The 12,992-nt window shown below is 69.4% G+C and carries 12 protein-coding genes; 2 read left to right on the top strand and 10 right to left on the bottom strand.

Annotated elements, in window-relative coordinates:
• Positions 1–69: 69 nt before the first annotated feature.
• From gloA2 to AC6CHL_RS04285, 5 genes are all read right to left on the bottom strand, one after another.
• On the bottom strand, positions 70–477 hold the full coding sequence (gene gloA2 / locus AC6CHL_RS04305; RefSeq protein ID WP_463601420.1) for an SMU1112c/YaeR family gloxylase I-like metalloprotein: 408 nt from the start codon (positions 475–477) through the stop codon (positions 70–72).
• A complete protein-coding gene (locus AC6CHL_RS04300; RefSeq protein ID WP_498293999.1) occupies positions 474–1,535 on the bottom strand; it encodes a serine hydrolase domain-containing protein in 1,062 nt (353 codons plus the stop codon). The genes gloA2 and AC6CHL_RS04300 overlap by 4 nt, the downstream gene beginning before the upstream one ends.
• A 58-nt stretch (positions 1,536–1,593) precedes the next feature.
• Complete coding sequence (locus AC6CHL_RS04295) at positions 1,594–3,519, bottom strand: DUF885 domain-containing protein (RefSeq protein WP_498293526.1); 1,926 nt, start codon at positions 3,517–3,519, stop codon at positions 1,594–1,596.
• 96 nt (positions 3,520–3,615) lie between these two features.
• Positions 3,616–4,389, bottom strand: a complete 774-nt coding sequence (locus tag AC6CHL_RS04290; RefSeq protein WP_498293524.1) for a queuosine precursor transporter — start codon at positions 4,387–4,389, stop codon at positions 3,616–3,618.
• 1 nt (position 4,390) lies between these two features.
• On the bottom strand, positions 4,391–5,068 hold the full coding sequence (locus tag AC6CHL_RS04285; protein ID WP_038687085.1) for a DUF502 domain-containing protein: 678 nt from the start codon (positions 5,066–5,068) through the stop codon (positions 4,391–4,393).
• 75 nt (positions 5,069–5,143) lie between these two features.
• Between AC6CHL_RS04285 and AC6CHL_RS04280 the strand changes: the two genes are divergently transcribed.
• Positions 5,144–6,460 carry a hypothetical protein gene (locus AC6CHL_RS04280; RefSeq protein WP_498293523.1) on the top strand — a complete coding sequence of 439 codons (1,317 nt, stop codon included), beginning with the start codon at positions 5,144–5,146 and terminating at the stop codon, positions 6,458–6,460.
• Positions 6,461–6,469: 9 nt separating this feature from the next.
• Here AC6CHL_RS04280 and AC6CHL_RS04275 read toward each other — a convergent pair whose 3' ends face one another.
• From AC6CHL_RS04275 to trxA, 5 genes are all read right to left on the bottom strand, one after another.
• Positions 6,470–7,186 (bottom strand): hypothetical protein, encoded by a 717-nt coding sequence (locus tag AC6CHL_RS04275; protein ID WP_498293522.1) that lies wholly within the window; start codon positions 7,184–7,186, stop codon positions 6,470–6,472.
• A gap of 51 nt (positions 7,187–7,237) precedes the next feature.
• Positions 7,238–7,711, bottom strand: a complete 474-nt coding sequence (locus tag AC6CHL_RS04270) for a DUF4442 domain-containing protein (RefSeq protein ID WP_463601415.1) — start codon at positions 7,709–7,711, stop codon at positions 7,238–7,240.
• A gap of 63 nt (positions 7,712–7,774) precedes the next feature.
• Positions 7,775–9,400 carry a CHASE2 domain-containing protein gene (locus tag AC6CHL_RS04265; protein ID WP_498293520.1) on the bottom strand — a complete coding sequence of 542 codons (1,626 nt, stop codon included), beginning with the start codon at positions 9,398–9,400 and terminating at the stop codon, positions 7,775–7,777.
• On the bottom strand, positions 9,397–11,061 hold the full coding sequence (locus AC6CHL_RS04260; RefSeq protein WP_498293519.1) for a FecR family protein: 1,665 nt from the start codon (positions 11,059–11,061) through the stop codon (positions 9,397–9,399). The genes AC6CHL_RS04265 and AC6CHL_RS04260 overlap by 4 nt, the downstream gene beginning before the upstream one ends.
• Before the next feature lie 205 nt (positions 11,062–11,266).
• On the bottom strand, positions 11,267–12,124 hold the full coding sequence (trxA, locus tag AC6CHL_RS04255) for a thioredoxin (protein WP_313426412.1): 858 nt from the start codon (positions 12,122–12,124) through the stop codon (positions 11,267–11,269).
• Positions 12,125–12,254: 130 nt separating this feature from the next.
• Between trxA and AC6CHL_RS04250 the strand changes: the two genes are divergently transcribed.
• Positions 12,255–12,860 carry a DUF998 domain-containing protein gene (locus AC6CHL_RS04250; RefSeq protein ID WP_447595005.1) on the top strand — a complete coding sequence of 202 codons (606 nt, stop codon included), beginning with the start codon at positions 12,255–12,257 and terminating at the stop codon, positions 12,858–12,860.
• The last annotated feature ends 132 nt before the right edge of the window (positions 12,861–12,992 follow it).

The raw sequence follows: 12,992 nt of genomic DNA, 5'->3' as shown, positions 1-12,992 counted from the left end.
GGTGAAGGCCGGCGCAGTGCCGGTACAGGCCGACTGTATACCCATTCGCCGGGGTATGGGCAACGGGGATCAGCCGATTTCGTACAGCTCCAGCGGCAGGTCGTCCGGATCGGCGAAGAAGGTGAAGCGGCGGCCGGTGTACTCATCGGTGCGGATCGGTTCGCACACCACGCCGGCGGCGGCCAGGCGCGCGATCATCGGTTCCAGGGCCGCTACCCGGAAGGCCAGGTGGCGCAGGCCCTGGGCCTCGGGGCGGCTGGGCCGGGGCGGGGCGCCGGGGAAGGAGAACAGTTCGAGCTGGCTGCCGTCGGGCAGGGCCAGGTCCAGCTTCCAGGAATCGCGTTCGGCGCGGTAGTTCTCGTCCAGTACCCGCAAGCCCAGTACCTGGGTGTAGAAGGCCTTGGAACGGGCGTAGTCCGCGCCGATCACGGCCACGTGGTGGATGCCGAGCAGCGGGGTGTCGGTTGGAGGCGTCATTGCAGGGTGTCCAGCCAGCGCTGGGCGATCTGCAGCGCCAGCGGATAGGGTTCGGGGCCGTCGCGGTTGGTCAGGATGATCACCGTCAGGTGCTGGCGGGGATAACGCAGGATCACGTTGCGGAAGCCGATGCTTTCCCCGCTGTGCCATTGCGCGTCGCCATTGAGCCGCCAGCCGAAGCCGTAGAACGGCACGTCCGGCTCGTTGGTGCGCGTGGCGGGGGCGAAGGCCTGGCGCAGGGAGGCGGTCGTGAGCAGGCGCTGGTCGTACAGCGCCGCGTCCCACCGGGCCAGGTCGTCGAGCGAGGAATAAATGCCGCCGTCGCCCAGCACCGCGCTGGTCGGGCTCTGGTCGGTGCGCTGCCAGCGCCCGTCGAGCGCGCTGTAGCCATAGGCGCGCCGGGCCACGTCGTCCACGCCGTCCTGGTGGGCCACGGTGTCGCGCATGCCCAGCGGCTGGAAGATCCGTGCGCGCAGGAACGTGGCGAAATCCTGGCCCGATGCCTTGGCCACCACCAGCGCCAGCAGCGCGTAACCGCTGTTGCTGTACCGGTACTGGCTGCCCGGGGCGAACAGGGTGCGGTCCTGGGCCTCCAGCAGGTGCAGCACGTCGATGTCGTGCACCTGCGCGGTGGCCGTGGCGGGCATCAGGTCTTCGTAGTCGAGCAGGCCACCGGTATGGCTGAGCAGGTGGCGCAGGGTGATCGCGTCGGCGGCGGCCGGGAGCGAGGGCAGCCAGCGTTTGAGCGGGTCGTCCAGGCGCAGCGCGCCGTCTTCGGCCAGCAGCAGGATCGCCGCGGCGGTGAACTGCTTGCTGACCGAGGCCAGGCGGAAGTTGGTCCGGGCGGTCACCGCCGTGTGGTCTTCGACCACCGCCAGCCCGTAGCCGCGCTGGAACACCGGCTGGCCATCGTGCAGGACCAGCACCGCCGCGCCCGGCACCTGGTCGTCGTAGCGCTGCAGCAGCGCGTCGATGCCAGGGTCGGGCGGCGACAGTACCGGCGCTGCCGACGTGCCGCCCGCCGCCAGCAGGCCCAGCCAGACCAGACCGCCCGCCATCAACCTGCTGCGGTAACGCCGGCGATCAGGTGGCTGCATGGCCGGCTCCGTGCATGGGTCAGGGGGTCGAGGCGGGCGCCGCTGTGCCAGCCGTCTCGGCCGCGATCCAGCGGGTCATCTTGGCGTCCAGGATATCCAGAGGCATCGAGCCGTCGCGCAGGACTTCCTCATGGAAACGGCGCAGGTCGAAGCGCGGGCCCAGCGCGGCCTTGGCGCGCTCGCGCAGCTCCACCATCTTCAGTTCGCCCAGGCCATTGGGCAAGGTCTGCCCGGGCAGGGCCATGAAACGCTCGACTTCGGCAGTGGCATCTTCGGTGGGCATGTCGGCGGTCTTGACCAGATAGTCCACGGCCTGGCGCTTGCTCCAGCCCTGCGCATGCACGCCGGTATCAGCGGCCATGCGGGCGGCGCGGGTCAACGCGGCCTGCAGGTAGCCGATGCGCTCATAGGGGTCCTGGTACACGCCCAGCTGCTCGCCCAGCGATTCGGCATACAGGCCCCAGCCCTCGATGAAGGCGATATCACCGCCGAGGCGACGGAAGCGCGGCAGCTTGTCCAGCTCCTGCTGCAGGCCCAGCTGCACGTGGTGGCCGGGAATACCTTCGTGCAGGAACTGCATCGGCGCCGACCAGCGGCGGCGGGTGGGCAGGTTGGCGGTGTTGACGTACAGGATGCCCGGGCGCATGCCATCGGGCAGGGGCGGCTGGTAGGCCACCGCCGCCGCACTGGCCGCGCGCTCGGGTTCCACCGCACGCACCTCCAGCGGGGCCTTCGGCAGGGTGCCCAGCAGGGCCGGCAGGCGGCTGCCCACCTGGGCCTGCAACTGCTTGTAGCGGGTCAGCAACGCCTCGCTGTTGGCGTACTGGAAACTGCGGTCGGTGCGCATGTTGCGCAGCACTTTCTGCTGCGACCCGCGGATCTTGTTGTCCTTGAGGGTCGCGGTGATCTGCGCCTGCAGGCTGGCCACGCGCTGTTCGGCCACGGCGTGGATCTGCTTGGCGTCCAGGGTGACGGCGGTGCTCTGCACGATGTTCTGGGTGTACCAGGCCTGGCCGTTGGGCAGTGCGCCCAGGCCATCGCTGGTGCGCGTGGCCGGCAGGTATTCGGTGGCGATGAAGCCGCGCAGGGCGCGGTAGGCCGGCATGATGCGGTACTCGATCATGCGCTTGTATTCGGCGGTGATGCGCGCCTTGTCCGCCTCGGGGAAATCCTCGGGCATGTTGCGTACCGGCGCCCAGAAGATGCTCTCCTCGGCGGTCGGCTTGATCACGGCATCCAGCTGCGGCAGCACCTTTTCCATCAGGTCGCGCGGCTGCACCACGCCGGCCTTCATGCCGTCGCGCATGTTGGCCACGGCCTGGTCGAACAGCGGTGCGATGCCCAGCGAGCGCTTGGACCAGCTGTCGTAGTCGGCCACGGTGTTGAACGGCTGCGCGCCCGAACCGGAGCCCAGGATGGCCATGATGCTGCCCAGGTTGTAGTACTGGCTGACCGGCAGCATCCAGCTGGGGTACTTCTCGGCGGCCAGCGACATGCGCGCATCGCGCACGAAGATTTCGTAGCTGAGCAGGTCCTGGCCGGTCAGGCCATCGGTGCCGATCTTTTCGACCTTGCCCAGCCATTCCACGGTGAAATCATGCGACTGCTGGCGGTAGGCGGCCGACAGGATGTTGGGCAGCTGGTCGTTGTGGCGGGCATCGCCCTGGAAGGTGGCCTGCAGCGGGTTGAGCCGCATCGAGGCATCCCAGTATTCATCGTAGATGCGGTTGAGCTGGGCGGCCTTGCTCTGCTGGCGGACCAGCGGCTGGCGCGTAGGCGCGGCGGCCGGACGTGCGCGCGGCTTGGCCTTGGGCTTGGCGGCAGCGCGGGTCTGCGCGGCAGCCGGTCGGTTGGCCTTCTTCTTGGCAGCTTCAGCCGGTGCGGCGCTGCCGAACAGCAGCAGGGCGGCGATGGCGAGCGCCAGGGCGCGGGCGGGATGGGGCATCGGCGGTATCCGTAAAACACACAGACCGGGGAGCTTGCCCGATCCGTGCGCATACGGCCAGCGCCGGCCCCTGGTCAGTTTCGTGCGGTACGGGCCTCAGTCAGCTGCGGCATCGGCCCGCAGCTGCGCGGCGCGCTCGGCCCCCAGGTAGCGGGTGATGGCGCGCCGCATCAGGTACAGCAAGGGAATCAGGGCGATGGCAAAGCCCATCTTGTAGACATAGTTGACGCTGCTGACCGCCAGGAACAGCGAGGTGGGCCACTGCTGCGGGCCCAGCACGAACGCGATCCAGATCACCACGAAGCTGTCCACCAGCTGCGACACCGCCGTGGAGCCGGTGGCGCGCAACCAGACGTGGCGTTCGCCGGTGGCCCGGCGGATGCGATGGAAAATGGAGACATCGATCAGCTGCCCGACCAGGAACGCCACCAGCGACCCGGCGATGGTCCACATGCCCTGGCCGAACACCGCCGCGAACGCGGCCTGGTAGTCGGGCACGCCATGGGCGCTCATCGAGGTGACCCACCAGCTGGCCGGCACCAGCGAGATCGCGGCGAAGGCGAACAGGAAGCCGTAGCTGATCAACACCGCCGCCAGCCACGAGATGAACTTCACCCCGCGGCGGCCAAAGAACTCGTTGATGGTGTCGGTCATGATGAACACCACCGGCCACAGCAACGTGCCGGCGGTGAAACTGAGCGAGCCGGTCTGGCCGAACAGGTTCCAGTTGAACGGCGCCACCCCGAGGGTGTCTTCGAGCGCGAAGATCTTCACCCCGATCAGTTCGGCCAGCACCGCGTTGGCGCAAAAGAACGCCGACAGCGCGATGAACAACAGCACCGCGCGGTCCTGCAGCGGCCGCGCGCTCACCTCAGCGGTCGCCGGCGCGGGTGAACGGCACGCTTTCCGGCGCGACAGCACCGCCGGAGATGATGAAGCTCATCGCCTGGTCGACGGTCCAGTCGGTGGGGGTCAGCAGTTCCACCGGCACGATTTCCAGGTAGCCGGAGGTGGGGTTGGGCGTGGTCGGCACGTACACCGCGGCCAGCTCGCGGTCGGTGCCCTGTTCGCGGATCACCCGCGTGACCAGGCCGACCGACTTCATGTCACGGTGCGGGAAGTCGATCAGCACCACGCGCTGGGTGCTGCCCGGTTCGGTCTGCAGCATGTCCAGCAGCTTCTTGGCGCTGTCGTAGATGATGCTGGCCAGCGGAATGCGCTTGATGACCGCGCCGAACCAGCGCAGCAGGCGCTGGCCGATCACCCGGCGGCTGAGCACGCCCACGCTGAGGATCACCAGCAGGGTGGCAGCCAGGCCGATCACGTTCTGCATCCACTCGACCTTGACCCAGCCCAGGTAATGCGGGAACGAGGCGGCGATCTGCTCGGACAGGGGCACCACCACCGGGCTGGAAATGCCCGACAACAGCACGAACACGAATTTGACCACCACCCAGGTCAGCCAGATCGGCAGCAGGGTCAGCAGGCCGGTCAGGAACAGGCGCTGCAGGGAGGGGCGCGGAACGAGTTGGGGGGCTTCGGGCGACATCGGCGCATTGTAGCGGTGCGGCCGCCCGGATTACCCTGCCTGCCGCTGCAGGGAGCGGCGCAGGGAGGGAATGCTGTGTTGAAGGGACTGAAGTGGGTGGGTGTGACCGTGCTGGGGTTGGGCGCGCTGGTAGGGCTGGTGCTGCTGGTGTCGTGGTTGCTGCCGGTGCCGGCCGCGGAACGCCGGGCGCTGCAGGCCATGGAGGCGGGGTTGCCCACGATGGCACCCGAACGCAATGCGTTCCCGGCGATCTGGCTGCTGGACCATGACGGCATGACACCGGCGCAGGTGCAGGCGCAGACCGCCGAGGATGCGCGCCGTTGGGCGCCTGGGCCGGCCCGCGGCGCAGCGCCGGCCGGCGATGCCGTGGCGGTCGAAACGCACGTTGCGAAGGTCACGCCGGCCACCGGCTGGTGCAGGCGCGACGTCAGCGCCTGTCTGGCCGCGGTACGTGCCGACGCCGATGCGGTGGCGCAGGCCCATGCCGGCCATGACGGGTTGCACGCCCGCATTGCCGCGCTGGGCGAGGACGATCACTACCGCTCGCTGTTCGTGCCCGACGTGGCGATGCCCTTCCCGTCGTTCCAGGTGCTGATGGAGCGCACGTCGTGGCACGCGCTGGCGCACGTGCGCGGCAACAGCACCCAGGCACTGCAGGGCACCTGCGAGGACATCCGCACCGGGCGCATGCTGATGGCCCGCAGCGACAGCCTGCTGGTGGCGATGGTGGGGTCGGCGATGGCCGAGCGCAACGCGGGCCTGTTCACCGAGATCCTGGCCGAGCTGCCGGCGGGCACCGCTGTCCCGACAACGTGCCACCAGGCGCTTGTCGCCCCCACGGTGGCTGAGCTGGACCTGTGCCTGCCGATGCGCGGCGAGTTTGCGTTCGTGCGGGCGGCGATGGCCAACCAGCCGGCGCTGGAGCAGGCGCAAGGCTGGTTGCACGACGAAGGCAAGACCCAGGCCCGCAATGCCTGGCAGATGTCGCGTACCTGCAGCACCGAGGTGCAGGCGCAGATCCGCGACGATCGCCCCGTGCAGCTGCCCGCGGCGCCGTCGATCTGGTCATTGGCCTGCGTGGCCAACGCGGCCGGTTGCATGACGCTGGCCATCAGCGAGCCGGCATACGACGGCTATTCCCTTCGCATGCAGGATGCCGGCGCCCAGCTGCGGCTGGCGGGGGCGATGCTGTGGCTGCATGGGCAGCCGCGTGGCCAGACCGACGCGCTGGCCCGCCTGGCCGCGATGCCGCAGGCGCTGCGCAGCACGCAGCGCCCGCCGCAGCTGAGCGCCGATGGGCAGCGGGTGCAGGTGCCGCGGTACGGCCGCGCGGGCGATGGCGGGCCGCCGTGGGTCAGCGCAGCGCTGCCGCAGGCGTGGCGCGCGCATTGAGCGGCGGGGTCATGGCAGCGGATTGAACGCCGCACCGTCGCCGATGCTGTCCAGCGTCCAGCGCTGCGTCGAGGCCAGTTTCTCCCAGCCCACCTGCTCGCCATCCGTTTCGATGCTGCCGCTTGCGCGGCGTATTTTCGCGGTGGAGTAGTTGATGCTCACCGATTCGGTCTGGCCCGAATTGCGCATCATCGTGTCACTGTCGTAGCCGATCAACGCGAACGCGTCGTGCTGCCATCGGAAGGTGAAGCGGGTGGACCCGGAGGCCCAGCTGCCGGCGTTGGAGAAGGCGTACAGGCCCACCTGCAGCGTGCCGCGCACGATCGACACGCCGCCCGCGCCGTCCTCGAACACGTCCGACAGGTTCGGGTACTCGTGGCGCGGAATCAGCTGGTGGTTCTGCGCGGCCAGCGCATAGCTGCCATCCGGCCGCGCCCAGGCGATGGCGAGCAGGCGCGGGTTGCTGTCCAGCGGGCTGATGCCCATGCCGTCGTGTTCAAGCACGTTGCGGGGATCCTGCTGGCGCAGCACCAGCACCAGGTCGGCACGCCGGTCGGCGTTGAGGTCGCCGTCCAGCCGCTGTTCGATGCGCCAGCCGCGCGGCACGAAGCCGTTCGCATCCGCGGCGGTGGCCGGCAGCGTCGGATAATCCACCGGCGGTATGTCCAGTGCGTGCGCAAGCACCGGCAGGCACAGCAGGGGCAGGGCGATAAGCAGGGTACGCATGATGCAGGGGCCGACGTTGGGGGCGCCGAGCATAGCAAGCACGCCGCGTGCTCAGCCCTTGCGGGCGCCGCCGTTGCGCGCGTCCGGCTTCAGCCGCAGGTACACCTGCTTGCGTACCCGCGCGACCACCTCGCCCTGTGCGTCGCGAATGTCGTTGCTGAACCAGTGCAGGTACTTTTCGCCACCGGCCGTGGCGGCACGCAGCTGGTCCAGCAGCGCGTCGTCCAGATGGAATTCCGCACGCACCGTGCCGCGACCCGGTTTGAGGAATTCGATTTCGCCGGCCCTGTCCCACACGTAATAGTCGCGGCCCAGGTTGTGCATCACGGTGAGCATCCAGAACGGATCGGTCATCGCAAACAGGCTGCCCCCGAAATGGGTGCCCACGTAGTTGCGGTTCCAGGGGCGCATGCGCAGCTCGACCTGCACGTGGCGGTAGTCGGGGCTGACTTCGGTGACATGGATGCCGGTGAACAGGAACGGCGGCCACAGGTTCATGCCGTGGCGGAACACGCTGGCTTTCATCGGGTCGACCCAGGTTGCGAACGAGGGATGAATCTTACCATTCGCAGGCGTATGGTGTGGCAATCAGTCGCCGTCGTCGGCCATGTAGCCGTCACGACCCGCGGCCTTGGCCTTGTACAGCGCCGCATCGGCGCCTTCGAAGAAGTGCCGCGGTTCGCTGCGGATGGCGGGTACCCGCGTGTACACGCCCACGGTCAGGGTGATGTGGACGCGTTGCCCGTTTGCACCGGGCACCTCCAGCAGGCGTACCCGTGCCAGCAGGTCCTCGATCACCTGCACCGCGCCGTCGGCCGCGGTGTCGGGCAGGATCAGCGCGAACTCGTCGCCGCCGAAACGCGCGGCCATGTCGCGCGGTCGCCGCGCGTGTGCGCCGATCTCGGTGGCGATCAGGCGCAGCACGTTGTCGCCGGCCTGGTGCCCATACACATCGTTATGGTGTTTGAAGTGATCCACATCGATCAGCACCAGGCTCAGCGGGCGGCCACTGCGGCGGCCGGCGTCGTGTTCCTGCTGCAGGGTCTGCTCGAAACGCAGGCGGTTGCCCAGCCCGGTCAGTGCATCGCTGTTGGCCTGGCGGCGCCACGCGCTGATCCGCCACAACACCCACGCGCAGATGACGGCCAGCATGCCGGTGAGCGCCGCAGCCGGGGCAAACCAGAGGTTGCCGGCGCGCAGCAATACGAAGCTGAGCAGAAGGGTGGACGGCAAGGCCAGCAGCGCGCTGGCCGATGCCCGGGGCAGCGACAGGCCCAGGCAGCACAGCGCCACCAGCAGGCCGCTGAGCAGGTCCCGCCACAGCGTGGGTGGCAGGGTGATGACCTTGTCGGTGAGCAGCATGGAGGCGACGTTGGCCTGGTACTCGCTGCCGCTCATCCAGCGCTCGCGCGTGGTCGGGGTGAGCAGGCGCGGAGCGATGCCGCTGGCGGTCATGCCAACCAGGACCAGCCGCCCGCGCAGCAGCGCCGGGTCGACGTCGCCGTTGAGCAGGTCGACGTAGGACACCTGCGGAAACCGTTCGGGTGGGCCTGCGTAGCGCACCCGTACGTAATGGTCGCGGCGCCATTGATAGGGCGAGGACTGTCCCGGGTCCGGATCGCGCAGGCCGGGCAGCGGGCCGCGTGCGTCAGCCAGCGCCAGCCCGAGGGCGGGCCAGTGCGGTGAGCCGATCCCGGCGGTGAGATACAGGCCGCGTGCCACCCCGTCGGCGTCCACTTCGACATCGCTGTGCCCGAGCGTGGCTGCGTTGGCGGCGATCAGCGGGATCGGCAGCAGTTCCTCGGCCATGTTCGGGCCGCTGGCCGGCGCGGCCAGCACCGGCAGCACCACGTGTCCGTTGCGACGGATCGCCGCCGCCAGGTCCGCATCCTGCGCTGCATCCTGACGGTCCGGTTCGGACAGCATCAGGTCCAGTACCACCCGAGCGCTGCCCGCCTCGGTGAGGCGGTCAAGCAGGCGTGCGTGGGTCGAGCGCGGCCAGGGCCACTGCCCGATCTGCTGCAGGCTGTTGTCGTCGATCGCCACGATCAGCAGGCGCGGGTCGGGCGGGTAGTCCCACGCCCCGACATACGCATCGTAAACCGCCTCGTCCTGCTGCCAGAACCACTGCCAGTGGCTGGCGATGGCGGCCAGGCCGCCCACCAGTGCCGACAGCGCCAGCCGCTGCGGCCACGACAGTGCCAGTGGTTTCACAGCAGCAGCCACAGCAGCAGTGCGCCGCCGCCAGCGCCGTAGCAGGTGCGGCAGGGCAGCGTGACCTGCTGTGCCGGCGAGAACGGGCCGGCATAGCCGTCGTCATCGATGTACTGCACGCGCACGTGCAGGGTGCCGTGCCAGGGACGCTTCAGCGATACCTCCGGCTGGTCGACCTCGCGGTCCAGTAACGGGTTGGCGAAATCGCCTTTGCGGTCGATCTGCACGCGGTAGCGTTGACCGGTTTCACCGGCCTGCCAGCGCAGCGTCAACTGGCCCTTGGCAGCCTGCGGTGGCTGCAGGGCGGGATCGACGGGGGCATCGGTGAGGGTAAGCGCGACCGGGTGGCCGAAGCGGCCGCGGTGGCCGTTGCCATCGCGCGAGGCAACCCGCCAGAAGTACGTGCCCGGGGCCAGGTCCGCGGCCGCGCGTGCATGCGGGCTGGTGCTCTGCTGCTCCAGCACGGGCTCAAGGAACTGGGCGTCACGCGCGATCTGCAGCACGCTCGTCGCGGCGCCGTCGACCTGGCTCCACTGGAACCGCGGCCGCGCGCTGTTGACGGTTTCCTCGTTGACCGGGCGCACCGTCAACGGGGGCGGCGGTTGATCGCGCACCTCGAAATCGTGCTCGGCGTCGAGACCTTCCACATCGTCGGCGCTGACCGCGCGGACCAGTACGCGCAGCGTGCCGGGCGCCAGGTCCGGCACGGTCAGGGTGGTGGCCGTGGTGTCCTGTGCGAACAGCAGGATCTCGGGTTGGTCGGCACGCACCACGTCCACCCGGTAGTGCGCGGCACCGTCCACCGCCGTCCACGCCAGTTGCGCGGGCAGCGGGTCCAGGCGCAGCTGCGCCGGGTCCAGCAGTGGCGCCGGCAGCAACGGCTCCAGTGGGCCCGGGCGCGTGTCCTGCGATGTGCTGCGGGTGGCCTGGCCGCGGCTGACCAGGCGTTGGCCGCGCGGGTTGCCGACCTGCACCTTGCCCTGCAGCACTTCGGTGGCCGCGCTGCGCCCGTCACCGCCGGCGCTGACCCGGAACACGGTGCCGCGTACGCTGCTGGTCGCCGTTGGCGCATCGATGATGTAGCGCGATGCCGGACCAGTTGCCGGCGTTACCCGGTTGCTGGTGCGGCCCTGTTGCAGGCGCACGCGGGTGTCGACCATGCCGGTGTGCCCGTAGCGGCTGAGCTGGTCCAGGCGCAGCCGCGAGTTTTCGCGCAGCTGCAGCCGCGAATCATCGGCAAAGACCAGGGTGACGCTGGCATCGGCCCCGGTGACCAGATGCTGGCCGATCGTGAGCAGCTCGCCTTCGATCACATCGCGCAGGCCACCGCGCGCCGCGTCGCCAACCTGCACCGGCCCACGCAGGGCCAGTACCCGGGCCGGGACAGGCTGCACCGCCAGCCACGCCACCGGGAAACGCAGCTGGCTGCCCGGCGGCAACCGGTAGGGGTCGCTCACGCGGTTGTGGGATTGCAGGTGTTGCCACGGTACCGACGGTTTCAGGTAGCGCGACCCCAGGTCCCACAGGGTGTCGCCGGGGCGTACCCGGTAGGTCCAATCCTGGGCCAGCAAGGGAAATGCGGAGAACAGCAGGGCTGCCACCATCAACAGGCGTGCGGGCAGCGAACAGGGGTGAAGCAAACGGGTCGAACTCACGGTCATCTGGGCCCTGCTGGGCGGGGCTCAGCCGTGCGGCCCCCATGGCCCAGACCTCATCCCCCCGAATGGATCGCGGCGTCGTGGACGCCGCGGTCGCATTATTGCCCGGGACCCGTGCAGAGTTTCTGAACGTGACTTCCGTCACATTCCATGTGGGCGAGGCGCATCCGTCCGTAGTAACTGAACACGTGGCGCCTCCTGCGCCGGATCAGAACAGCAGCGATGCCATCCGGCGGCGATAGCGGCCCACCAGATCCTCGTCGGCGATCACCTTGAAGGCATCGATCAGCAGCTTGCGCGGCAGGCCTTCGGCGAAGGTACGGTCGCTGCGCAGCATGGCCAGGAACTGCTCCAGCGCGGCCTCATCCTCGCCGCCCAGCAGCAACTGCACGCCTCGCAGGTGGCGCGCCTGCAGGTCATCGCCATTGGCCGCGATGCGTGCGTCCAGCGTTTCGGCCGCCGGTGCGTCCTGCAGTGCGTTGGCGAAATCCAGGCGCGCACGGGCCCGTACCGCACGGTCGTCGGTGGCCAGGTTGGCCGGCAGCGCATCGATCAACGTGCTGGCCTCGGCGGTGCCGCCGGTCTGCAGCAGGGCCAGCGCCAGGTCCAGCTTCAGCTCGTCCTTGTCCGGCTCGGCGGCGATCGCCGCGCGCAGCACGTCGACCTGGGCCTGCGGGTCCAGCGGTTCGGGCTCGGCCACCGCGTCGGCGGCCGGTTCGGCCGGGGTGACGCCGTGCTGGGCCAGGAACTCGCGCAGCTGGCCTTCCGGGATCGCACCGGGAAAACCGTCTACCAGCTGGCCGCCCTTCACCAGGAACACGGTGGGCACCGAGCGGATCTGGAACGCCGCCGCGATCTGCTGTTCGGCATCCACGTCGACCTTGGCCAGCTCGAAGGCGCCGTGGTACTCAGCGGCCAGCTTTTCCAGCATAGGCCCCAGGGTTTTGCAGGGCTCGCACCAGCTGGCCCAGAAATCGACCAGCACCGGCGTCTGCAGAGACTTCTGCAGGACCTCGGTTTCGAAGGTGGCGGTGGTGGCGTCGAAGACGTGCGGCAATTCGCTCATGGTCGGCAATCAACGATTAAAGATGTACGCAGTGTATGGGTGCGCAGGTTGCGGGACGCAACCCCGGCTCCCGGGATCGGCGCAAACCGGTGACAATGCGCGGCGTTCCCTTTGGCCCAGGCAGACCTTCATGCACATTTCGCCCCGTATCGATCGCGGCATCGGCGCGCTTGCCGCGCTTGTGTTCGTCGTGGCGGTTGTCGGCTTCGGTGCGGCGCTGCCGGGGTACCGCGCGCTGTCGCATCCGGTGGCGCTGCTGGGCGCCACCGGGGTGCCGCATGCACAGGCATTCAGTTGGCTGGGGCTGGTGCTGCCGGGGGTACTGGCGTGCGGGGTGGCGCTGCGCCTGCTGGTGCGGGTGCCGCGCACGGCGCCCTGGACGCTGCGCGTGGGCGTGCAGCTGCTGGTGCTGGCGGGGGCCGGCTTCGCCGCGATGGGGCTGCTGCCGCTGGACGCCAGCGATATTGAAAGCCCGGCCAGCCAGTTCCATGCCAGTGCGTGGATGGTGTGGGTGCTGGCGTTCGTGCCGGGCACGCTGCTGTACGGGCTGGGCGCGCTGCGCGTGCCGGGCTGGCGCGCGCAGGCGCTGCTGCACCTGGGCTGCGCGGTGGGCATGGTGCTGGCCGCGTTCGTGCTGCAGGCATGGATGCCGGCACCGCTGGCGCAGCGGCTGGCCTTTGCCGTCTGGGCGGTGTGGCTGGTCGCGGCGCTGCCATTGGCGCATCGCCTGCGCTGAGCGGAATCCGTCGTCTGGGGAAAACCCTTGGCGATTCAACGGGATGAGGGCTTTGTGGGGCAGGGTAGCTGCGCTCGATTGGAGCCCCATGCCGCACTGCGGTACCCTGTCCCGCTTTGCCGCCGCACTAGC

The sequence above is a fragment of the Stenotrophomonas sp. GQ19 genome (assembly GCF_059758695.1).
Note: the sequence above shows the minus strand (reverse complement) of the source record. Positions and strands in the feature narration are given on the sequence as shown.